The sequence below is a fragment of the Dehalococcoidia bacterium genome (assembly GCA_041653995.1).
GTDB lineage: Bacteria > Chloroflexota > Dehalococcoidia > GIF9 > UBA5629 > CAIMUM01.
In genome coordinates this window covers 1-22,290 of record JBAZEK010000001.1, presented here as the reverse complement: position 1 = coordinate 22,290, position 22,290 = coordinate 1, and the positions used below count along the sequence as shown (strand labels likewise).

Annotated in this window: 20 protein-coding genes; 15 read left to right on the top strand and 5 right to left on the bottom strand. The window is 53.2% G+C overall.

Translation table 11 applies throughout. From position 1 onward, the window contains the following. Positions 1-31 precede the first annotated feature (31 nt). From groL to WC359_00075, 6 genes are all read left to right on the top strand, one after another. The gene (groL, locus tag WC359_00100) at positions 32-1,645 is read left to right on the top strand and encodes a chaperonin GroEL (GenBank protein ID MFA5398837.1); all 1,614 of its coding nucleotides are present in this window, start codon (positions 32-34) and stop codon (positions 1,643-1,645) included. Positions 1,646-1,838: 193 nt separating this feature from the next. Next, positions 1,839-4,853: a DEAD/DEAH box helicase family protein gene (locus WC359_00095; protein ID MFA5398836.1), complete on the top strand. Its 3,015-nt coding sequence runs from the start codon at positions 1,839-1,841 to the stop codon at positions 4,851-4,853. After that, positions 4,846-5,682 carry a three-Cys-motif partner protein TcmP gene (locus tag WC359_00090; GenBank protein MFA5398835.1) on the top strand — a complete coding sequence of 279 codons (837 nt, stop codon included), beginning with the start codon at positions 4,846-4,848 and terminating at the stop codon, positions 5,680-5,682. Before WC359_00095 ends, WC359_00090 begins: the two co-directional genes overlap by 8 nt. After that, positions 5,682-6,422, top strand: a complete 741-nt coding sequence (locus tag WC359_00085) for a phage Gp37/Gp68 family protein (protein ID MFA5398834.1) — start codon at positions 5,682-5,684, stop codon at positions 6,420-6,422. The genes WC359_00090 and WC359_00085 overlap by 1 nt, the downstream gene beginning before the upstream one ends. Before the next feature lie 12 nt (positions 6,423-6,434). Then, complete coding sequence (locus WC359_00080) at positions 6,435-9,059, top strand: site-specific DNA-methyltransferase (protein ID MFA5398833.1); 2,625 nt, start codon at positions 6,435-6,437, stop codon at positions 9,057-9,059. Positions 9,060-9,096: 37 nt separating this feature from the next. After that, positions 9,097-9,711, top strand: a complete 615-nt coding sequence (locus tag WC359_00075) for a hypothetical protein (protein MFA5398832.1) — start codon at positions 9,097-9,099, stop codon at positions 9,709-9,711. A gap of 462 nt (positions 9,712-10,173) precedes the next feature. Here WC359_00075 and WC359_00070 read toward each other — a convergent pair whose 3' ends face one another. Continuing rightward, a complete protein-coding gene (locus WC359_00070) occupies positions 10,174-11,439 on the bottom strand; it encodes a pitrilysin family protein (GenBank protein MFA5398831.1) in 1,266 nt (421 codons plus the stop codon). A 153-nt stretch (positions 11,440-11,592) separates the two neighbouring features. On the opposite strand from WC359_00070, the gene pdxS reads away from it, so the two are divergent. From pdxS to WC359_00045, 5 genes are all read left to right on the top strand, one after another. Further along, complete coding sequence (gene pdxS, locus WC359_00065; GenBank protein ID MFA5398830.1) at positions 11,593-12,474, top strand: pyridoxal 5'-phosphate synthase lyase subunit PdxS; 882 nt, start codon at positions 11,593-11,595, stop codon at positions 12,472-12,474. A 102-nt stretch (positions 12,475-12,576) separates the two neighbouring features. Then, positions 12,577-14,025, top strand: coding sequence for a R3H domain-containing nucleic acid-binding protein (locus WC359_00060; protein ID MFA5398829.1), 1,449 nt, complete (start codon positions 12,577-12,579; stop codon positions 14,023-14,025). A gap of 25 nt (positions 14,026-14,050) precedes the next feature. Further along, positions 14,051-14,689: a dTMP kinase gene (tmk, locus tag WC359_00055; GenBank protein MFA5398828.1), complete on the top strand. Its 639-nt coding sequence runs from the start codon at positions 14,051-14,053 to the stop codon at positions 14,687-14,689. A 61-nt stretch (positions 14,690-14,750) separates the two neighbouring features. Next, on the top strand, positions 14,751-15,401 hold the full coding sequence (locus WC359_00050) for a ribonuclease HII (GenBank protein ID MFA5398827.1): 651 nt from the start codon (positions 14,751-14,753) through the stop codon (positions 15,399-15,401). Then, a complete protein-coding gene (locus WC359_00045; GenBank protein ID MFA5398826.1) occupies positions 15,398-15,760 on the top strand; it encodes a YraN family protein in 363 nt (120 codons plus the stop codon). Before WC359_00050 ends, WC359_00045 begins: the two co-directional genes overlap by 4 nt. Before the next feature lie 6 nt (positions 15,761-15,766). On the opposite strand, the gene WC359_00040 is transcribed toward WC359_00045, so the two are convergent. From WC359_00040 to WC359_00025, 4 genes are read right to left on the bottom strand one after another with little or no spacing between them, the layout of a single operon-like run. Then, complete coding sequence (locus WC359_00040) at positions 15,767-16,093, bottom strand: carboxymuconolactone decarboxylase family protein (protein ID MFA5398825.1); 327 nt, start codon at positions 16,091-16,093, stop codon at positions 15,767-15,769. A gap of 34 nt (positions 16,094-16,127) precedes the next feature. Then, a complete protein-coding gene (locus tag WC359_00035; GenBank protein MFA5398824.1) occupies positions 16,128-18,479 on the bottom strand; it encodes a pyruvate formate lyase family protein in 2,352 nt (783 codons plus the stop codon). Positions 18,480-18,484: 5 nt separating this feature from the next. Then, entirely contained in the window at positions 18,485-19,105 is a 621-nt protein-coding gene (locus WC359_00030) for a DUF4389 domain-containing protein (protein ID MFA5398823.1), read from the bottom strand. 33 nt (positions 19,106-19,138) lie between these two features. Beyond that, on the bottom strand, positions 19,139-19,534 hold the full coding sequence (locus WC359_00025) for a pyridoxamine 5'-phosphate oxidase family protein (GenBank protein MFA5398822.1): 396 nt from the start codon (positions 19,532-19,534) through the stop codon (positions 19,139-19,141). 128 nt (positions 19,535-19,662) lie between these two features. Between WC359_00025 and WC359_00020 the strand changes: the two genes are divergently transcribed. From WC359_00020 to WC359_00005, 4 genes are all read left to right on the top strand, one after another. Further along, positions 19,663-20,244, top strand: a complete 582-nt coding sequence (locus WC359_00020; GenBank protein ID MFA5398821.1) for a TetR/AcrR family transcriptional regulator — start codon at positions 19,663-19,665, stop codon at positions 20,242-20,244. Between the two features lie 326 nt (positions 20,245-20,570). Further along, positions 20,571-21,239, top strand: a complete 669-nt coding sequence (locus WC359_00015) for a 2Fe-2S iron-sulfur cluster-binding protein (GenBank protein ID MFA5398820.1) — start codon at positions 20,571-20,573, stop codon at positions 21,237-21,239. Beyond that, positions 21,236-21,679: an NAD(P)H-dependent oxidoreductase subunit E gene (locus WC359_00010; protein ID MFA5398819.1), complete on the top strand. Its 444-nt coding sequence runs from the start codon at positions 21,236-21,238 to the stop codon at positions 21,677-21,679. Before WC359_00015 ends, WC359_00010 begins: the two co-directional genes overlap by 4 nt. A gap of 13 nt (positions 21,680-21,692) precedes the next feature. Then, a partial coding sequence (locus WC359_00005; GenBank protein MFA5398818.1) for an NADH-quinone oxidoreductase subunit F occupies positions 21,693-22,290 on the top strand: 598 nt, incomplete at its 3' end.

The window sequence follows — 22,290 nt, the reverse complement described above, 5'->3', positions numbered from 1 at the left end:
CAAGCACATTTAATTAGGAGGAAAAACATAAATGGCAAAACAGATCAAATATGGCGAGGATGCCCGCAGGTCCCTCAAGAACGGCATCGACGCCCTGACCAACGCAGTGAAAGTGACATTGGGACCCCGTGGCCGTCCCGTGGCGCTCGATAAGAAATTCGGCCCGCCCAGCGTAATCAACGACGGCGTTACCATCGCCAAGGACATCGATCTACCTGATCCTTTTGAGAACATGGGGGCCCAGCTTGTCAAAGAGGCTTCCACCAAGACCAACGACAAGTGCGGTGACGGCACCACCACCGCCACGGTGCTTGCCCAGGCTATCGTGACGGAAGGGTTCAAGAACATCGCCGCAGGCGCAGACGCCATGTCGCTCAAGCGCGGCGTGGAGAAAGCCGTCGAGGCCATGGTAATCGAGCTTAAGAAGATGGCCACCCCGGTCACTACCAAGGAGCAGGTTGCACAGGTGGCTACGATATCAGCAGCCGACCCGCAGATCGGCAACCTCATCGCCGAGGTCATGGAGAAGGTTGGCAAGGACGGCGTCATCACCGTCGAGGAGTCCAAGGGCCTTCAGTTCGAGACCGACTACGTCGAGGGCATGCAGTTCGACCGCGGCTACATCAGCCCCTATTTCGTTACCAATGCCGAGCAGATGAAGACGGAGATCGAAGATCCCTATATCCTCATTACCGACAAGAAGATCTCCGCCATCTCCGAGCTCCTTCCCATACTCGAGAAGGTACTCCAGGTATCCAAGAACCTGGTCATAATCGCCGAGGACATCGAGGGTGAAGCCCTGGCCACGCTGGTTGTCAATAAACTGCGCGGCACGCTCACCTGCCTGGCTGTCAAAGCGCCGGGCTTCGGCGACAGGCGCAAGGCCATGCTTGAGGACATCGCCATGCTGACCGGCGGCAAGGTCATCTCCGAGGAGATCGGCCGTAAGCTGGACTCAGCCGCGATAGCCGACCTCGGCCGCGCCAGGAAAGTGGTATCCGACAAGGACAACACCACAATCGTCGAGGGCAAGGGTTCGGACGATGCCATCAAAGCACGCATCAAGCAGATCAAGGCCCAGATCGACGAGACCACATCCGACTACGATAAGGAAAAGCTTCAGGAAAGGCTGGCCAAGCTGGCCGGCGGCGTTGCCGTTATCAAAGTCGGTGCTGCCACCGAGGTTGAACTGAAAGAGAAAAAACACAGGGTAGAGGACGCCCTCTCAGCCACCAGGGCTGCTGTCGAGGAAGGCATACTGCCGGGCGGCGGCGTGGCCGTGCTCAACGCACTGCACGTGCTCGATAAGGTCAAGGCCGAGGGTGACGAGCGCACCGGCGTCGACATCATCAAGAAGGCCGTCGAAGAGCCGTTGCGATGGATCGCTATTAACGCCGGCCAGGAAGGCTCCGTAGTCGTCGATAAGGTTAAGCGCAGCAAGAAAGGCGTAGGCTACGATGCGCTCAACAACGATTACGTCGACATGGTCAGCAAGGGCATCATCGACCCGCTCAAGGTCTCCCGCACCGCCCTCGAGAACGCAGCCAGCATCGCCACTATGATACTCACCACCGAATCGCTGGTCTGCGATATACCCGAGAAGGAAAAGATGGGACCACCCATGCCCCCCATGCCCGAGTATTAAATAATTTCGATATACGCAATAAAAAGAGGCCGCCCCGACGGGGCGGCCTCTTCATTTACCATCAGTAAAGTAAAATATGATCTTCCTTATTATACTTTAAAGGCTTAAAGTATAATAAACACTTATGATAATAACTCGATTGACTTATTAAATCACATAGGTATATTATACACTCGATAACCAATACTTAAGCTTGCTGTCAGGGAGGTCTGTCATAGCCGAGCAGGTAGTCATCGAGAACCCGGTTCTTAATTCGCCTTATGTAGAGCCGACGCAGCATTTCCGTTTCTCTGAAGATGGCATAACTAATGATATAGACCAATCCCGCCGCGTCAGTTCTTATTTTGTGCCTATACCCGGCGTTAAGAAGAAAGGCAAATCCAAACAGCTTGCTTTTGATACCGAATGGACACAGGACCGCATAGAAGAAAATCAGGATATTAACCGTATCCGTGATCGTGTCTCCCAGTGGCGTCAGGGTGGATATGTGGGTATCACGCGTACAACCCGCCACTTGCTTAATTACTGGATTAACCCCGTACGTGAAAACAAACTCTTCTTCTGCCAAATTGAAGCGTTGGAAACAACAATATATTTGACTGAAGTCGCCAGTAAATACGGTGACGCATGGGTCGAATACAAAATCCGTGAAGCCAACGAAGACGCCAATCCTGGTCTTTACCGTATCGCCCTCAAGATGGCTACCGGCAGCGGCAAGACGGTGGTCATGGCTATGCTCATAGCTTGGCATGTATTGAACAAGCTGGCCAATCAGCAGGATAACCGCTTCACAGACGCTTTCTTAATCGTTACGCCAGGCATCACCATCAAGGACCGCCTGCGCGTACTCTATCCGAATGATCCTAATAATTACTATAAAGCCCGTGATCTGCTGCCTGCCGACCTTCTTCCCGAGTTGAACCGTGCCCGCCTGGTGATCACCAATTTCCACGCTTTCAAACAGCGAGAGCTTTTCAAAGCAGGCAAGCTGACCAAAAATATACTGGGAAACGAAAAGTCTGGTGCTTTAACAGAAACCCCTGACCAGATGGTACGCCGTGTCTGCAACGAGCTCGGAAATAAGAAAAATATCATCGTTATAAATGATGAAGCTCACCACTGCTACCGGCGTAAACCTGTATCAGCGAAAGACATAATACTGACCGGTGACGAACGCAAAGAGGCAGAGAAGCGGGACGAAGAGGCCAGGGTCTGGATATCGGGTCTCGACGCGGTCAAAAATAAACTCGGCATCAAGGTTATCTACGATCTTTCCGCCACCCCCTTTTTCCTGCGTGGCTCTGGATACCCGGAGGGCAAGCTTTTCCCCTGGGTGGTCTCGGACTTTTCTCTCATAGATGCCATCGAAAGCGGCATCGTCAAAGTGCCGCGCGTGCCGATAGCAGATGACTCCATGCAGGGTGATATGCCCACCTACCGTAATATCTGGATCAGCATCCGCGACCACCTGCCAAAGAAAGGCCGCGGCACGGAGGACAGTCTGGGCAGTGAACGCAAACTTCCCAAAGAACTTGAAGGCGCACTACACAGCCTTTATGGCAATTATGAGAAGTATTTTAAGCAGTGGGAAGCGAATACTGCAGGAAAGGCAGGTGGACTGACTCCTCCAGTCTTCATCGTAGTTTGCAACAATACCAGTGTCTCAAAGCTGGTTTATGACTATATCTCCGGCTGGAAGAAAACGCTTAAAGATGGCAGTGAAGTTACTGCTACTGGTGCGTTACCCATCTTTCGAAACCATGATGACTATGGCCAATGGCTCAATTCACCCAATACTATTCTAATCGATAGTGAGCAGCTTGATTCCGGCGAGGCCATGAGCAAGGAGTTCAAGCAAATCTCCGCCCTTGCCATCGAAGAGTTTAAACATGAATACAGAATACGCACCAGTCATGACCCAGAAAAGCTCACAGACGAGGACCTTCTGCGCGAGGTCATGAACACCATCGGCAAGACCGGCAAGCTTGGCGAGAATATCAAATGTGTGGTCTCGGTATCTATGCTCACAGAGGGCTGGGATGCTAATACGGTTACCCATGTCCTCGGCGTGCGTGCCTTCGGGACGCAGTTGCTCTGCGAACAGGTGGTGGGACGTGCCCTTCGCCGCATGAGCTATGTTCCCAATCCTGATGGCAAATTCAGTCCTGAATACGCCGAGGTGTATGGTGTGCCGTTTTCTTTCATACCCTGCGCCGGCTCCAATCCTAATCCAAAGCCAGGTCCAACTCCCACCCGTGTCCGAGCCCTCGAGGAAAGGCAGAATTGTGAGTTAACCTTCCCGCGTGTAGATGGCTATCGCTATGATCTGCCAATGGAAAAACTAACGGCTAAGTTTACCGATGAATCCAGGATGCCTCTATCAACAGCGGATATCCCCAGCAAAACCGAGGTCCGGCCTATCATCGGTGAAACGCAATATCATGATCTTTACGGATTACAAATGCGAAGAGAGCAGGAGGTCGCCTTTCTGTTGGCTAAGATGGTGCTCGAGACCTATTTTAAGGACGATGATGGCAATATCAAACAGTGGTTCTTCCCCCAGCTCCTCAGCATTACTCATGCATGGATTAAGAAATGTCTATCGCTCAAGGATAATACCTTTGTGCAGATGCTGCTTTTTACCGAGCTGGCACATGATGCAGCGGATAAAATATACAATTCCATTGTATCTAATCCACCCGGTCAGAAATATCTGAAACCTATTTTGAAACCCTATGATAATATCGGCTCAACTCGCTACTTGGACTTCACCACTACACGTCCAACTTATGTTACCCGACCCGATAAATGCCATATATCACACGTAGTAGCCGATACCGAGTCCTGGGAGCAGAAGATGGCGCAGGCGTTGGAGGACATGGATGAGGTAATTTGCTATGCCAAGAATCTCAACCTGAATTTTACTATCCCGTACACCATCAACGGTGAGGAAAAGAATTATACCCCTGATTACTTGATCCATCTGCGCGACGGAGGGGACAGCATATTGAACTTGATTTTGGAGGTCAGTGGTGAACCGCGCAAGGACAAGGCTGTCAAGGTCGCTACTGCCCGCAATCTCTGGGTGCCTGCCATCAATAACCATGGCGGTTTTGGTAAATGGGCGTTCCTTGAAATATCTGATCCCTGGGATGCACAGAATACTATTCGGGCATTTATTCAGGAAAGGGTGGTTCCTCATGAATGAATTTAAATATGACCTGATAGGCTATTGGTCGGAGGTCAAGCTTGCTATTGTGAACGATTATGCCAGTGCCTATTCTAAGATCATGCACAAACAATCATCAATCAGGAAATATCTTTATATTGATGCTTTCTCCGGAGCGGGGCATCATATATTGAAGAGTACAGGGGATTTTGTGCTTGGAAGCTCATTGAATGCATTGAAGATTGCACCGGCATTCAATGAGTATCACCTAATTGACCTTGATCGTGGCAAAATTAATGAGCTTCAACAACAGGTCGGCAAGCGTCAAGACGTATTCTTTTATAATGAGGATGCGAATAAAGTTCTTCTTGATAACGTCTTTCCACGTTGTCTTCACCAGGATTACCACCGGGCATTGTGTTTGCTTGATCCTTATGCATTGACAGTTGATTGGAATGTACTTCAAACTGCTGGAAAGATGGAGTCGGTTGAAGTTTTTTACAATTTCATGATAATGGACGCCAATATGAACGTGTTTTTACGCAACCCTGATAAAGTTGCCACGGAACAGGCAATCCGTATGGATAAAGTCTGGGGTGATCGGACTTGGCGTACAGAAGCTTATATAGCAAGACCTACACTATGGGGAGATACTATCGACGAGAAAGCCACTAATGAGGACATTGCAGAGTGTTTCCGACAGCGGCTTATAGATGTTGCAAAATTCAAATACGTCCCGAAGCCGATGCCAATGCGAAACGAAAAGGGATCAGTAATATATTATCTTTTCTTTGCTTCTCCCAATAAGACTGGCGCAGGTATTGTTGAAGATATTTTTAACACTTATCGTAATCGAGGTATGAAATAATGGCATCTAATTCTTCTATAGAATGGACTAAATCCACGTGGAATCCAGTTACGGGCTGCACGAAGGTCAGCCCAGGGTGCAAGCATTGTTACGCCGAGCGGATAGCGCTGCGATTGCAGGCTATGAAGCAGCCCAACTATGCAGATGGGTTCAAGCTGGCCATGCATTGTCAGGCGCTCGATCTGCCATTGAAGTGGAAAAAGCCCCAGACTATTTTCGTCAACTCCATGAGTGACCTATTCCACGAGGATGTCCCCTTGGCGTTTATACTTGAGGTGTTTGACGTGATGAGGCGAGCGTCATGGCACGATTTCCAAATACTTACGAAGCGATCTAGTCGTCTATTGGAATTAAGTTCAGAGTTAGCGTGGCCGAAAAACGTATGGATGGGTGTGAGCGTTGAAAACGCCGATTATGCGTACCGCATCCATCATCTCCGTTCAACGGGGGCGTCAATCAAGTTTCTATCGTTGGAGCCACTGCTGGGACCGCTACCAAACCTTGACCTTTCAGGGATAGACTGGGTAATCGTCGGCGGAGAATCTGGTCCTAAGGCACGGCCCATCGATAAGGAATGGGTAACTGACATTTGCAACCAATGTCAGCGGGCAGCGGTGCCATTCTTCTTCAAGCAGTGGGGTGGGGCTAAAAAGAAAAAAACGGGCCGCCTACTGGACGGCAGGACCTGGGATGAGTTGCCAAACGTCACCCGTACAGCGCTCGAAGCCTTAACAACTTGATTGGAGGCCAACATGTCACGAAAAGAGGGAAGAAGCAAACCTCCCACAAACATTGAAAGTACCGTTCATAAGGAGAAGCGCACCAATATACCCACGGAGGAACTGCGCGGCTTCGTGAAGGAAGAAGAGGATAAACCTAAGAAGATACTATATCCCCGCGATACCTCACTCGACCCACAGCTTGTCTGGCGTGGCAAGGATGAACAGGATTCTAAAGATCTCGAAGTGCCAGCAGTGCCCATCTATATTCAGGAGAAGATACACCCCAAGTACATCATCGAGGACCTGCGGGAGCAATCAAAGAAAGGGCAAACCGAACCTCAGTTACAACTATTCTCCGACTTCAATGGGCTTAAGTTTGAGGAGCTGGTGGAGTTCTACCAGCATGAGCAGCGCTGGTCTAACCGCATGATACTCGGTGATTCACTGCTGACAATGACATCGCTGGCCGAGAAGGAAGGCTTGAAGGGCAAGGTGCAGATGATCTACCTCGACCCGCCCTACGGCATCAGCTTCAATTCCAACTGGCAGGTCAGTACACGCAAACGTGATGTCAAAGATGGCAAAGCTGAGGATGCCACCCACCAACCCGAGCAGATTAAGGCATTCCGTGACACCTGGAAGGACGGTATTAATTCATATCTGGCGTACCTGCGTGATCGTCTGGTTGTATCACGCGAGATCCTTTCTGAGACCGGTAGTATCTTTGTTCAGATTGGTGATGAGAACGTGCATCTTGTGCGCTGTCTGATGGATGAGGTGTTTGGAGCCAAGAATTGTTGTGCATTGATTGCTTTTCAAAAGACAGGCGGCTTTTCGCCAAGATTATTATCATCAGTCTACGATTATCTTCTATGGTATGGAAAGAATCAGGAGCAAGTAAAATACCACAAGCTGTTTAGAGAACGTCCACAATCAATGATCGATTCTGGTTACAATTGGGTAGAATTCGATAACGGTGATAGACGACGTATTATAATAAATGATATTGAAGAGGAAATTCCCATATCACAAGGATTGCGCTTTCAGTCAAGTATTTTAGTTTCTGCCGGTGCTTCCGAACAAGGATCACTTCCCTTTATATTTGAAGGTAAAACATATAAGCCCGCTGTTGGGACCCATTGGAAGACCAGTTCAGTTGGTTTGAAAAATTTAGAAAAGGCAAATCGTCTAATTAGTGTGGGTAACACGCTGGCTTACATACGTTACGAAAATGACTTCCCTGTAACAGAATTCACGAATATGTGGGATGACACTGTGAGAAGTACTTTTGCCGCTGAGAAATGGTATGTAGTTCAGACTTCTAACAAAGTAGTCGAGCGCTGCCTTCTCATGACTACTGACCCGGGTGACCTGGTGCTTGATCCCACCTGCGGCAGCGGAACCACGGCTTTTGTTGCCGAGCAGTGGGGCAGGCGCTGGATGACCATGGATACGTCCCGCGTTGCTCTGGCACTGGCACGCACCCGCCTGATGTCCGCCCGTTTTTCCTACTACCTGCTGGCCGACTCGCCTGAGGGCGTTAGAAAAGAGGCCGAGATGACAGGCCAGGTACCCCCAGCATATAAGACTGATGGCGATATACGTAAAGGCTTCGTCTACAAGCGGGTACCGCATATTACGCTTAAATCCATCGCTTATAATCCGGATATCAAGGAGGGCATGTCACGTGCTGAGATAGATGCCGCCATCGCTCGCCATGCCGACAATGAGAGGCTTTATGATCAACCTTACGAAGATAACAAGCGCATTCGCGTTACAGGGCCCTTCACAATTGAAAGTCTGTCGCCTCACCGTGTATTCGCTGCTGAAGAAAACCTCTCGGAAAGCGAACATGAGGCACGTCGCGAGGCAGGCATGGGGCAGTTCGAGGTCATGATCATTGAGAACCTCAAGAAATCCGGCGTTCAAAATACAGTCAAGAACGAGCGCCTTAAATTCGATCGGCTGGAGTCCTACGCTGGCCAGTGGCTGCACGCCCAGGGTGAATATGCTGAAAAGGACGGCAAGGTCAAGCGTGTGGCGGTCTGCATTGGGCCTGAGCATGGTACAGTGGACGCCGACCTTGTACGTGAAGCCGCCAAAGAAGCCGTTAAAGGTGCGGGCTTCGACCTGCTCCTTGTTTGCGGGTTCGCCTTCGACGCTCACGTAAATGAAGAGGCAAAGCTGTTCGGTAAACTAAATATCCTCATAACCCGCATGAACCCAGATCTGAACATGAGTGAAGACCTGCTGAAGGCCGGCGCCGGCAACCTATTCATGGTCTTCGGCGAGCCGGATGTTAATATCAAGAAGCATAAAAATGGCAAGCTCACTGCTGAGATAAAAGGTTTAGACATCTATGATCCAACAACCGGGGCCATCCGCAATAGCTCTACCGATGATATCGCGTGCTGGTTCATCGATACCAATTACAACGAGGAAAGCTTCTTCGTCCGCCATGCTTATTTCTTGGGCAACGACAATCCCTATGAAAAGCTCAAACGCTCCCTCAAAGCCGAGATCGATGAATCCGCCTGGGCATCCCTCTATTCCACCTCCAGCCGCCCCTTCGACCCGCCCACCACCGGCCACATTGCCATTAAAGTCATCAACCACTACGGCGACGAAGTACTGAAGGTGTACGAGGTGAAATGATGTATTCAAAATGGTGCTATATTCACGATGATGAGAAATGAGTGTTGATCAATTGATTTCGATTATCAGTGATTCTTTAGTAGCAATCTCAGCGATCGTTGTTGCATCAGTTGCTATTGTCGGTCTAAATACGTGGCGCAGAGAACTCAAAGGAAGGGTCCTCTTCAATATTGCCCGGAAAATTATTCGTTTAAGTATAGAATTGCGGGCCAATTTTGAATGGGCGAGATTTCCGCTAAGCACCTCAATTGAGAGTTCAGGACGTCTAAAAGCCATCGGTGAATCTGATGTAGAGGCAAATACAAAGGATCAGTGGTACCTTAGATGGGAGCGCTTAAAGCCTTTGGCTACAAATATGCAAGCTCTACAAGTAATGGATTGGGAAATTCAGACATTACTCGGTGATAAATCTCAGAAAATATCAAATGCAATTAAAATTTATCGAGAATGTTACACCGAACTGAAAGTAGACAGAGATGAATACTTTGAAATTAAGGTTGATGAAGCGATAAAGCAATCGCAATATCCTCAACAGGAATACTTGACGGAGCTAAGCCACATTATATATGGAACTTCTACAGATAATTTTTCCAAGAAAATATATTCAGTTTACGAACAGTTAGCTGGCGAGTTAAAAGCCTTTATTAAATAACTTGTGCAAGAAATAACCGTGGAGACGTTATTAGCATGAAAACTGAAGTTAAACTTGTATTGCAAAAGGCCTTTAATAGAGAATTATCTGGAGAATGAAACCGTTACAAATTGTCACGGTTTGAAAATGAAAGCGTTTAACCCATATAAGCGGGGGACAATTTGTCCCCTGGTTGCGTTAAGCATTTTAAATAGGGACTTATAAAAATGAGTAATTTAATTCTATTCGAGAGCAAGCAAGTCCGCAGGCTGTGGAGTAAGGAAAAGCAACGGTGTTTTTTCTGTTATAGATGTCTGCGAAATATTGATTTAAACCGATAACCCGCGACGTTATTGGAGCGATTCAAAATGAAAACTGAAAAACGAGGGGGTAAATGAACTGTACGAAATTATCGTACAGTATTAATACAATCCGAACGCTAACAGAGTAAAATAGCTGAAAATAATCAGTAAAACAGCCACCTTATAACGTCATCAAGTTAGCTATGGAGCCATCGTCTTTGACCGGACCCACGATAGCCAGATTCAATTTCTCGGTCAAAAAGAGCCTGCCCACCACGCGTCTGATATCTTCGAGAGTTATCTCATCTATAATCCTGGTTACATCGTCTATGGTCATTATCTTGCCGGTCAACATCTGCTGCGCGCCGTACCACCCCGCCACAGTCCGGCTGTTCTCCATGCTCAACAGCATGCGTCCTTTGGCCATCTCCCTGGCCTTGTTCAGTTCGGCAGCCGATATGCCGTCCCTGGTCAGCGATAACTGCTCCAGGATCGCCCTGATCGCCTTCTCCGTCTGCGCGGTATCTATGCCTGCCTGGATAACAAAAGAGCCTGTCTCGCGGAAATGCTCGACGTAGCTGTGGATATCATAGGCCAGCCCCAGCTTCTCCCTTATCTCGGTGAATAGGCGGCAGCTCATGCCTTCGCCCAATACCATGCTGAACAGGTCCAATACAAACCTGTCGGGATCGAAAATGGATAATCCCTCCAGACCCAGCGTCAGGTTGACCTGCTCGGTCTCACGGTACTCTATCTTTGTTCGGGACGAGGTCTGACCGGCTCTGCTGTCGATGTAATCCGGCTGTCCGCCGGATTGCCATCCATCCCCGGCCCGGCTGAGCATTTCCAGCAGGCTGTCGCGATCAAAATCGCCTGCTATACTGGCCAGCATATTGGACGGCGTGTAGTACCTTTCAACACGCTTGATCATTTGATCCCGCGTGATGGACGTGACCGTCTCCCTCGTGCCCGCAACATCCCTCCCCAGCGGTTTGCCGGGCCACATCATATCGTCCAATATCATACCCACGCGCTGCTGGGGAGAATCCAGGCTCATATTTATCTCTTCGATGATGACCTGCCGCTCTTTCTCGATGTCTTCCTCGCGGAAAAGCGGACGCCGCATCAGGTCTGTGATGACGTCGACTGCCGTCTCCAGGTGCCGGCTGGCCAGCTTGCACCAGTACGAGGTCAGCTCCCGGTCGGTGCCGCCGTTTAAAATGCCGCCCACACCCTCTATGGCTTCGCTGATCTCGCGCGAACTGCTGCGCTTTTGGGTGCCCTTGAAGCACATGTGCTCGATGAAGTGCGATATCCCGGCCTCACCATCATTCTCGTAGCAGCTGCCCGTCATGACGAATAACAGCAGGGATACCGACCTGGTATGCGGCATGCGGCAGGTTATTACTCTCAGGCCGCTCTCGAGGGTGGTTTTCTCATATTCCATAGGCTTCTGTTGTCCGGCGCCGGGCGCAGGATGCCACAGCCTCCGACCACACATTATAACAAATTCAAATCGGCAGATTTCCGTGATATAATCTATTTACGGGAGTAACACAATCGTACGCAGAATACGAAATAAAGACGGGACTTGATTTAAATGGATACTGGAACCTGGAAAGTAAAAACCGGCCTCGCCCAGATGCTCAAGGGCGGGGTTATTATGGATGTCGTGACGCCTGAGCACGCCAGGATAGCCGAGAACGCCGGCGCTTGCGCGGTGATGGCGCTGGAGCGCGTGCCGGCCGATATACGCAAGGACGGCGGCGTGGCCAGGATGTCCGACCCCACCGTGATAACCGCCATCATGAAGGCGGTGACCATACCCGTGATGGCGAAATGCCGCATCGGCCACTTCGTGGAGGCCCAGGTGCTTGAGGCGCTGGGCGTCGATTTCATCGACGAGTCGGAGGTGCTGACTCCCGCGGACGAGAGCCATCACGTGTGGAAGCATGATTTTAAAGTGCCATTCGTATGCGGCTGCCGCGACCTGGGCGAAGCCCTGCGCCGGATCTCAGAGGGCGCCGCCATGATACGCACCAAGGGCGAAGCAGGCACAGGCAACATCGTTGAGGCCGTGCGCCACATGCGCTCGGTCCAATCAGCCATGCGCAAGCTGCAATCGATGAGCGCCGACGAGCTGCCGGCCGAGGCCAAGAACATGGGCGCCCCGCTGGAGCTGGTGATCGAGGTGCATAAGACCGGTCAACTGCCGGTGGTCAATTTCGCCGCAGGCGGCGTGGCCACGCCGGCGGATGCCGCACTCATGATGCAACTCGGCGCGGAGGGCGTCTTCGTGGGCTCGGGCATCTTCAAGTCCAGCGACCCCGAGGTGCGCGCCACCGCCATAGTGAAGGCGGTAACCCATTACAAAGACCCGGCCATCATCGCCGAGGTATCGAGGGGTCTCGGCTCAGCCATGCCCGGACTTGATATCAAAAGCATACCCGAAGACAGTTTACTGGCCACCAGAGGTTGGTAATTTGCGCGCACAATATGCGTCTGCCGATGTCATTTCCGCCACCACAGAGGAGATACCTTGCAGACGATAGATATCGATGACATCCGGTCTCTGCTGGCCGTCATGCCACCCCATATCGCCTCAGATCTCAAGCAAGAGATCGGAAACGGTGACCTGCTGGAAATCGTCATGGACCTCGGCCGGTTGCCTGAAGCACGTTTCCCCAATCGCGAGATATTATTAGGCGATCACGAAGTCACAGAAGCAGATATACAGCATGTCACCAGCCTGATCGGCACCTTCAGCGGCGACAACCGTGCAGGCCTGACGCGCACGCTGCACCGCATCTCGGCCATCAGAAACCGCGAAGGGAAGATCGTCGGTTTAACCTGCCGCGTGGGCCGCGCTGTGATGGGAACGGCCAAAATAATCCAGGACCTGGTCGAGACCGGCAACAATGTCCTTCTGATGGGCCCGCCGGGTATCGGCAAGACAACCATACTGCGTGAGACGGCCCGTGTGCTGGCCGACGATCTGAAGAAACGCGTTATCGTGGTGGATACCTCCAATGAGATCGCCGGGGACGGCGACATAGCGCACCCGGCCATCGGTCACGCCAGGCGCATGCAGGTGCCGACGCCTACGCTCCAGCATGCCGTCATGATCGAGGCTGTGGAGAACCACATGCCCGAGGTCATCATCATCGACGAGATCGGCACCAGCCTTGAGGCTGAGGCGGCCCGCACCATCGCCGAGCGCGGCGTCCAGCTGGTAGGTACCGCCCACGGCAACAGCCTGCAAAATCTTATGATGAACCCCACGCTGTCCGATCTTGTCGGCGGCATACAGACGGTCACACTGGGGGATGAGGAGGCCCGCCGGCGCCACACGCAGAAATCGGTGCTGGAGCGCAAGGCCCCTCCCACCTTTGATATCGTGGTGGAGATACAGGAACGGTACAAGGTGCTGGTCCACCCCGATGTGGCGCGCGCCGTCGACGCTGTCCTGCATGGAAAGGAGAGCCGTTCGGAGGTCAGGTGGCTGGATCCCGACGGCAACGTTGTCAAAGAGCAGGCGGCAACCATACGTGAAACCCTTAATAAACCCGAGACGGTAAAACAGGGGCTGCGAGTCTACCTGTTCGGCATAAACCGGCCCATACTGGAGCAGGCCGCACACGAGAAAGGCCTGGATATCGATATCACGGACGATCTGCGACTATCTAATATACTGATCACGACCAAGAACTACTTCAGGCGCAAGCCGCAGAAATTGAGGGACGCCGAGGCGCAGGGCATACCTGTCTACGCCATAAGAGGCAACAGCCTGCAGCAGTTACGCCACTGCCTGGACAGCATATATACAGGGCCGCGCGACGAGGTTGTAGATACAGCGCTTGACGAGGCATTGCAGGCCATCGACGAAGTTAAAAACGGTAAAAAAGAGGTCACCCTCAGCCCGCAGAACTCGTTCATCCGGCGCCTTCAGCATATGCTGGCCGAAAAGCACGACGTTACATCCAGCAGCTCGGGACGCGAGCCCGGGCGGCGGGTCAAGATAGTAAATAACTGAGAAGCCTGATATTCTGGACTGCGTTATGCCCGAGCATAAAGGATTGTTCATCACCTTCGAAGGATGCGAAGGCTGCGGTAAAAGCACCCAGGCCGGGCTTCTTCATGACGAGCTGTTACGCCGCAATATTCCCTCGGCGCTGACGCATGAGCCGGGCGGGACACCGCTGGGTGACAGAGTAAGGAAGCTCCTCAAAGTCAAACGCAATTACGATATCAGCCCTCAGGCCGAGCTCCTGCTTTTCAACGCCTGCCGCGCGCAGCTCGTCAGGGATGTCATCCTTCCTGCGCTCGCTCAGGGCACTAACGTTATCTGCGACCGCTTCACGGGCTCCACCCTGGCCTACCAGGGATACGGACGGGGCCTGGGGGTGGAGACCGTCGCTTCGATCAACAACGCCGCCACGGGCGGACTGCAGCCGGACATCATTTTTTTACTGGATCTGCAGCCGCAGGCGGGGCTGAAACGCAAGCGCAATACAGGCGACGACCGTTTCGAGGCAGAGGACATCGCATTCCACCACAGGGTAAGGGATGGCTATCTCGATCTCGCCGGACGAGACCCGTCACGCTGGATCGTCATAGAAGCACAGCAGCCGGCTGCCGAATTGGGGAAGGCCGTACTTGACCGCGTCCTGCTTCTTCTGAACAAGGCCACCCCCTGAGCAGCTATGATTGGCGCGGGGTAACATACAGCAGTATGAATAAGATATCCGGCGGCCCACTGTGAGCGGCCGCAAGAGGGCGGTTTCCAACGTTCCTCACCTGAGGGAGGAGCAGGAGCTGCTTTCGTCGGGTTACCGCCGCATCGCCGGCCTGGACGAGGCCGGCCGCGGAGCGCTGGCGGGGCCGGTAGTGGCCGCCGTTGTGATATTGCCCCCGGAACCGCACTTCCCCTGGCTGCCGCGTGTCAAAGACAGCAAGCTCCTGCAGGAGAAGGAGCGGCAGCAGGTCTTCGATTGCATGGCTGAGTACGGCATCGAGATGGGCATTGGCGTGGTCGAGCCGGACGTCATCGATGCGGTGAACATACTTAACGCCACCAGAAAGGCCATGAAGCTGGCGCTGGCGGCGTTGTCCGAGCCGCCTGGATATCTGCTGATCGATGCTGTAAGGCTGAGATACATGACCATACCGCAGAAAGCCATTATCCGGGGAGACCGTACCGTGTTGAGCATCGCCTGCGCATCGGTGGTTGCCAAGGTAACGCGCGACCGCATCATGCTGGAGATGGATGAGCGCTACCCCGGCTACGAATTCGCCCGTCACAAGGGCTACGGCACGCGCGAGCACTTCGAATGCCTGCGCCGCAACGGGGCGTCATGCATACATAGGATGACCTACTCTCCACTGCGCGACCTGGCCAGGTTGATATGAAAAAACAGGAGACGGGAAAACGGGGTGAGCAGCTCGCCCGCAGGGCGCTGGAGAAGAAAGGATACCGCATCCTTGAAAAGAACTACCGCTGCCGGCTGGGCGAGATCGACCTGGTCGCCCGGCACCGCGACTATATCGTTTTTATAGAGGTGCGCAGCAAGACAGGGGACGCCTTCGGAATACCGGAGGAATCGGTGACCTCAGCTAAAAAACAGCGGCTTCTGGCCACGGCCCTGGACTATCTCGGCAATCACAATGACCTGCCCGAAAACTGGCGCATTGATTTCGTAGCCGTCGAGATCGACCCGTCGGGCGGCAAGCCGATGCGAGTCGAGATCATTGAGAACGCGGTCTGCTGATCCTTTCTATTCTTCCAGCGTCGCCATGGAGATGCAGCTGTGCGCCATGGACCCGCCCGCTCTCAACGCCACCGCCACGAAAACCGCCTCCGCAATCTCCTCGTCGCTGGCTCCGGCCTTCCTGGCGTTTTTGGTATGACCATGGATGCAGTAAGGGCACTGAGTGATATGCGCGCAGGCCACCGCGATCAGCTCCTTGGTCTTCTTGTTCAAGCTGCCTTCCGCCATCACCTTACCATCGAAATCCAGGTAAGCCTGCATCAGCTCCGGCTTGAGCGTATACATCTTGGCAGCCTTTTCGATATCCTTTTTACCGTAAAAATTATCTCCCATATGATCCTCCGAAATTATGTAATGTAAGTGAAAGTTATAATTTCAAGCGCGTGCGCTGAATAATCTCCAGCTTGGAAGGCGCGGGCAGGTCGTCGAAATAGGCGCAGTATCCCGCCACCCTCACAACCAGGCCGGGATATTTGCCCGGGTGCCTGTAGGCATCGTCCAGCATATCGGGGTCCAGCACGTTGAACTGCACCTCCATGCCTCCTTTCTCGAAGAAGCCTCTCATCAGGGCCGCCACCGTATCCGTCCCGCGCTGACCACCGATGACCGCCGGATCGAAGCGCAGGTTGAGGGCATAGCCGTTGGGAGAGTGACAGGGATCGATACAGGCAGCCGAGTTGAGCAGCGCCGTAACTCCCAGTTTATCCCTGCCGTTGGACGCGCCCAGGCTGGCGGCGAAAGGCTGCCTGGCATTGCGCCCGCTGGGCAGTGCGCCCACCAGCGACCCGAAAGCTACGTGGCAGGTCACGGAGTAGAATCCGGAGATGTACCTGCCTCCACGCGTATTGTTATGCCTCGTCAGCGCCCGGTAGAAGATAGAGGCCGCCTCCGCGGCATATCCGTCGGGCAGATCGTTATCGTTGCCGTACTTGGGCGCGGCGGCCAGCTCGGCCTGCATTGCCGGGCTTGAGCGGAAATCATGCTTGAGCGCTGCGCACAGTTCTGCCATGCTGTATTTCTTCCTGCGAAAGACCACCTCATCCAACGCCGCCAGCGAATCAGCCACGTCGGCCAGACCCACACCCTGGATGCCGCTGGAATTGAACAGCGCGCCGCCTGCGCTGATGTCCTTTCCCGATTCCAGACATCCGTCCACTAGCATGGAGGAAAAGGGTGTGGGATGGTAATGGCGATTGCCGAGCTCCACCATCTGTATATCCTCCACCAGACGGCCAACTACATGATTCACCTGTGTGGTATAGGCTTCCACGACATCCCGGATCGATGTGAACCCGGCGGGGTCCGGCGTGGGCGCGCCCCGCCTTTTGCCGCCCTTGAACAGGCGGCCGCGGTTGAGCGACATCTCGAGGCAGATCGGCATATTCATCAGGGCGGCATCGGTGGAGAAGAAGCTCCTACCCGGCAGGGCCAGCTCCACGCAACCCACCACGGCGTAGTTCCTGGCCTCTTCAAGCGGGATGCCGTTGGCGACCAGCGATCTGATGGCGGCTTCATCGCTGAATACGGCGGGCACGCCGTTGCCCGCCTTGGCCACATCGATCACCCTCTTTAAATATTTTTCAGGGGAGCCGCCGTGCACGCGCGCCTGATAGTTGGGATCGCGCAGGCCGGATTCCTCCATCATATCCAGCATTACGTAGGTCAACTCGTTGGTGGCGTCCGCTCCGCCGCGCTCCATGCCGCCGATGATGGCTGCCTGAACCACCAGGTAGCCCCCGTGATACTGACTGACGCTCTCGGACAGCAGGAAGACATGCTCTGCCGCCTTGGCCGAGAAGCAAAGCAGCAGCTCTCTGGCCTTCTCCGCTGTGATCTGTCCCGCGTCCAGGTCGCGCCGGTAATACGGGTACAGGAACTGGTCCATGCGGCCGAAGGAGACCGCCGAGTTGATGCTCTCAAGGCAGACGGCCATGTGCGTGAGCCACAGGGACTGTAAAGCTTCCTGAAAAGTCTGAGCCGGATTAAGCGGCACCCTGCGGCAGACGGCTGCTATCTCCTCCAGCTCGGCGCGCCTCACAGAATCCTGTTCAGCGGCGGCCATGCGCCCGGCCTCGTCTGCAACGCGACCGGCGTAGCTCAGCAGGCCCTCGCAGACTATCGCGGCCGCTTTGGATAGGTCGTCGCCGCTGCTTTTCATCGAATCCAGGTACCCCTTTACGCCCATCCCGAGCATCTTCTCGTAATTGGGCAGGAAATGTCCTATGCCGCCGGCCTCGTTGATCAGATAAAAAGTGGCTTTGAGCTGTTCAGCCGCGTACTGAAAGAACCTGCCCATATGCGGGAAGAAGGCCCTGAACGGCATGTTGCGGAAAAGCCAATAGGGAATGACGTCGAACAAGATCCTCAGCCGGTCCCTCCAGGGCATCAGCAGGGGCGTAGTCTTGCGTTTATCGATGCGCGGGATGTCGTTTCCCATGTAAACGCCGCTGAGCTCCGGCTGCATGAGGGCGGAGATGCGGTGGCTGCCCATGTTCCCCACGATCAGCTCATCGGGATATATGCGTACCGATTTGTTCTGGAGGATGTAGCGGGTCGCCATGGCGCGGCGCACTATAATGGGCTGCGACGGGGCATCGTGATGCTTGTAAAAGTCAGTCACCAGGTAGGCCCGCTCAGGGCAAAGGTGCACCCTGCTGCCCAGCAGTTCCTTCTTTATGCGCTGGAATCTTTCCGTGCGCGCCGCTGTTTCGACTGCCATGATTTTTATGTGTCCAGGGCGAACGGCGGGTACTTATCCGTGATCATAATCATGGCATAGCACATTACCCTGAAGCCCCATCTCATCACGCCCAGCACGAAATCGAAGAGTCCCCTGGGAAATCTGCCGGTGAAGAGGATGGCAAACCAGGCGATGATAATCACCACCAGGGCGGCGATCCACAGGAAGCACAACACGATAATGTGAGGTATTGCCAGAAACCACTTGACCAGCGGCAGCCATCGGTTAAGGCTCGCGGCATCCGGATACGGCATCTCCATCTGGACGTTTTGCTCCTCGTCGGTGGAGGGATAGACATCGCTCATCAGGTAGAGGTAGGACGCCACCCTGTAGCAGAACTTGGAGAGGTTTAGGTTCCAATCATACCACCATTTGGGATACTTTTGACGGAACAGCAACATCAGCACCAGCGGAAGCATGATCAGGCCGACACCGGATACGACCGTTCCGGCTTCCTTGGAGCCCATCTGGAAGTTGCTGCCCACCAGAAGGAGAAGTACGATCAAAATGGGGATGACTGTAAAGATACGAAAGAAACTTGTGAGGCGGTTAAGCTTGCGGTCCGGATAATCGATTTTCAGGCTTACCGGGTAATCAACTGACATTGTACTGCCTCCTTACTTTATTTTGGCTCCGGGTCAGGATACTTTCATCCCGCCCTTACCCAGGTTGTATATCTCCTCTATCTTGACCTTGACCGCAGCCTTGGGCGGGACGGGGATTTTCATAAGCTCCGCCAGCTTCTTCGCTTCATCGTAAAGCGGCCCGGAGGTGATTTTCTCCACCACCCTGCCCTCGAACCTGTAGCCCTTCATCTTGCCCCAGTCGGCTACCACTATCGCCACTTGCGGATTCTTCTGTATGTTCTGCCAGGTCCTGCCGCCCGCCAGCTCGAAAAATGTGATGTGCTCGTCGTCCATCATCTGGCTGCTGCCCTTCATCGCGATGCTCGGTTTACCTTCCGCGCTGGCAGTGCCCACATATACCTGCCTCCCCGCCAGAAGTGCCTTCATGTCTTCGTTCAAACTTGCCATTACACAACCTCCTCAAGTTTATATCGAAGCAATTATAGTTTAATTATGCTGCACGGTTCAAAACATTTCCAAAGACACAATCATGATAAACTATTATGGACTCTGGTATGGAGGTGGTCAGCATATAGATGGTCCGAAAAACAGATCCGGCCAAGCGCGATGCAATAATCTTTCATGCCCGCAAGCTTTTCAAGGAAAAAGGAGTCGAAGGTACGACCATACCCGAAATAGCCAGCGCGGCAGGCATAGCCACAGGTACAGTTTACCTTTATTTCAAGTCCAAAATGGAGATTGTCAACGCGCTGTGTGAATATTATTTGCGCGGTCATATACAGGCAATCAATGCTGAATTGGACAGCCCGACCAAAAAAGCTTTGAAAGATATCGTGCATGCCGCATTTGTGCACGCTTCAGAGAATGCAGACCTGGTCCGTCTCATCGATCAGCGCCGCAGTGAAGATGGCAAAACATCCTGGCTCGAGGCCGACCGAGTTCTCCTGAGCGTACTCAGGACCTGGTTTCATAAATGCATGGAAGAAGGTTCGATGATCCCTTATAATACGGTAGTGCTGGCTGAGCTGGTTAGCGGTCTGGTGGAGTGGATCTCTAAAATATGCTTTACCTGGTCGGATATGGACCCAACTCGTTACGAAGATACGCTGGTTAAACTGCTCCAGAACGCCCTGCTAAAAGATTACAAAGAGACCTGAGCTACAGGATTTTACTCATGAGCTGCCTTATAGATCTGAGAGGCCAAAGGAAGCCCATGCCGATAATCTGCACAACATGGCCGGCCTGCGGCATCCAACAGATCAGAAAACCTATTGACAAAGCTGATAAAAACACTATAATGAATATGTTTCATTTTATATAACAGGGGGTAGTAGTTGTGAAATTTCATAGTCTGCGCAGATCCCTGCATTTTCTGACTTATATGCCTTGATCGTTTATTCAGTGAATTGACCTTTACTTTGTAAACATAGAAATATCCCGGGCTGTTAATTAGTTCTTTTCATAGTCAATTTGGGGGTTGCAGATGAGTAATGTGAATATCAGCATTGATGGGAAGTGGCTGAAGGTTCGCCAGGGTATTACAATTTTAGAGGCGGCCGCAGCACAAGGCATAACGATACCCACGCTCTGCCATATCAAAGGACTGGTCCCCACCGGCGTTTGCCGCGTCTGCGTGGTTGAGGTGGAGGGCTCGAGAACATTGATGGGCGCCTGCCATACCCCTGTATCCAACGGCATGGTGGTGCACACCGGCTCGCCCAGGGTTGTCGCGGCCCGCAGGGTGATAGTGGAGCTGTTGCTCACCGCCCATACCGGCGACTGCGTGATCGACACCAATGCCGAGAACTGCGCCCTGCATAATCTGGCCTCCGATTACCAGGTGGGCGCCCCGCGTTTCAATGTGAGGGTTCCTCGCTTTTTCCCGATTGAGGACTCCAATCCCTACGTCATGCGCAACCTTTCCAAGTGCATACTCTGCCGCAAATGCGTCCGGGCCTGCGCCGATATCGCTCACAAGAATATACTGAGCGTCGGATACCGCGGCTTCAAATCAAAGGTGGTCACAGGATTCGATGAGGCCTTAACGGCTGAAGCCTGCCGGGATTGCGGCATATGCATCGAGCACTGCCCCACCGGAGCGATGAGCGCCGCGCCCGGTTTTAAAGCCGTGAAGGGAGGTGCAGTACGATGAGCGCTGCCGCAAAAGTGACACAATCCTCTACCGTCAACCGTGCGGAACTCCTGCCTGTCCTCAAACAGGAGCTGGCTAAAAACGACAACCTCTCCCAGGCCGTGATGACGACTGTGGCTGAAAAGACCGGACTCCCGTTGAACGAGATCTACGGCGTGGCCACTTTTTACGCTTACCTGCCGGTAGCCGCCGCGGGCAGGAATATCATCAGGGTGTGCGGCTGTCTGCCCTGCGACATGAAGGACGCGCAGGGCGTGCTGGGCAGCATAAAAAAGGAGCTGGGGATCGGGCCGGGACAGACCACACCGGATGGGAAGTTCACGCTGGAGGTAGTGGGATGCATCGGCGCCTGCGACCAGGCCCCCGCCATGCTGATCAACGATAAATTGTACGGCAACCTCACGTCTGAGGGCATTGCCGGGATACTGAAATCCTGTTGACAGGAGGTTATGAGTGGCGGAAAAACGTATTGTTCTGGGCAACTGCGGGACGATAGATCCTCAGAATATCGAATCTTATCTCAAGGCGGGAGGCTTCAAGGCTTACGGTAAAGCGCGCAGGATGAAGCCGAAGGCAATCGTCGAGGAGGTTAAAAAATCGGGGTTGACAGGCCGCGGCGGCGCAGGTTTCCCCTGCGGGCTCAAATGGGAGCTGGCCATGAACGCCAAAGGCCGGCAGAAGTACCTGATCTGCAACGCCGACGAGGGCGAGGTCGGCGCATTTAAGGATAAATACATCCTCTCCCACGACCCCTTCGGACTGATCGAAGGGATGATTATAGCGGGATTGGCCATCGGCGCCCGCAAGGCCTATATCTACCTGAGGGGTGAGTACCATCCGCTCAACAGCCTGCTCGTCTCCGCAATAGGACAGGCCGCGGCCCGAGGCTATTTGAAGGATATGGATATCCAGGTGTTCGAGGGTGCCGGCGCGTACGTGTGCGGTGAGGAGTCGGCACTGATGAACTCCATAGAGGGACAGCGGGGTGAGTCGCGCTATAAACCGCCGTACCCGCCGCAGCGAGGTCTGTGGGATATGCCCACCATCATCA

Excerpts from the sequence above, each read along its gene's own strand:
- groL (MFA5398837.1), top strand. The coding sequence starts at position 32 with ATGGCAAAACAGATCAAATATGGCGAGGATGCCCGCAGGTCCCTCAAG.
- WC359_00090 (MFA5398835.1), top strand. The coding sequence starts at position 4,846 with ATGAATGAATTTAAATATGACCTGATAGGCTATTGGTCGGAGGTCAAG.
- WC359_00085 (MFA5398834.1), top strand. The coding sequence starts at position 5,682 with ATGGCATCTAATTCTTCTATAGAATGGACTAAATCCACGTGGAATCCA.
- WC359_00080 (MFA5398833.1), top strand. The coding sequence starts at position 6,435 with ATGTCACGAAAAGAGGGAAGAAGCAAACCTCCCACAAACATTGAAAGT.
- WC359_00075 (MFA5398832.1), top strand. The coding sequence starts at position 9,097 with ATGAGTGTTGATCAATTGATTTCGATTATCAGTGATTCTTTAGTAGCA.
- WC359_00070 (MFA5398831.1), bottom strand. The coding sequence starts at position 11,439 with ATGGAATATGAGAAAACCACCCTCGAGAGCGGCCTGAGAGTAATAACC.
- pdxS (MFA5398830.1), top strand. The coding sequence starts at position 11,593 with ATGGATACTGGAACCTGGAAAGTAAAAACCGGCCTCGCCCAGATGCTC.
- WC359_00060 (MFA5398829.1), top strand. The coding sequence starts at position 12,577 with ATGCCACCCCATATCGCCTCAGATCTCAAGCAAGAGATCGGAAACGGT.
- tmk (MFA5398828.1), top strand. The coding sequence starts at position 14,051 with ATGCCCGAGCATAAAGGATTGTTCATCACCTTCGAAGGATGCGAAGGC.
- WC359_00045 (MFA5398826.1), top strand. The coding sequence starts at position 15,398 with ATGAAAAAACAGGAGACGGGAAAACGGGGTGAGCAGCTCGCCCGCAGG.
- WC359_00040 (MFA5398825.1), bottom strand. The coding sequence starts at position 16,093 with ATGGGAGATAATTTTTACGGTAAAAAGGATATCGAAAAGGCTGCCAAG.
- WC359_00035 (MFA5398824.1), bottom strand. The coding sequence starts at position 18,479 with ATGGCAGTCGAAACAGCGGCGCGCACGGAAAGATTCCAGCGCATAAAG.
- WC359_00030 (MFA5398823.1), bottom strand. The coding sequence starts at position 19,105 with ATGTCAGTTGATTACCCGGTAAGCCTGAAAATCGATTATCCGGACCGC.
- WC359_00025 (MFA5398822.1), bottom strand. The coding sequence starts at position 19,534 with ATGGCAAGTTTGAACGAAGACATGAAGGCACTTCTGGCGGGGAGGCAG.
- WC359_00020 (MFA5398821.1), top strand. The coding sequence starts at position 19,663 with ATGGTCCGAAAAACAGATCCGGCCAAGCGCGATGCAATAATCTTTCAT.
- WC359_00015 (MFA5398820.1), top strand. The coding sequence starts at position 20,571 with ATGAGTAATGTGAATATCAGCATTGATGGGAAGTGGCTGAAGGTTCGC.
- WC359_00010 (MFA5398819.1), top strand. The coding sequence starts at position 21,236 with ATGAGCGCTGCCGCAAAAGTGACACAATCCTCTACCGTCAACCGTGCG.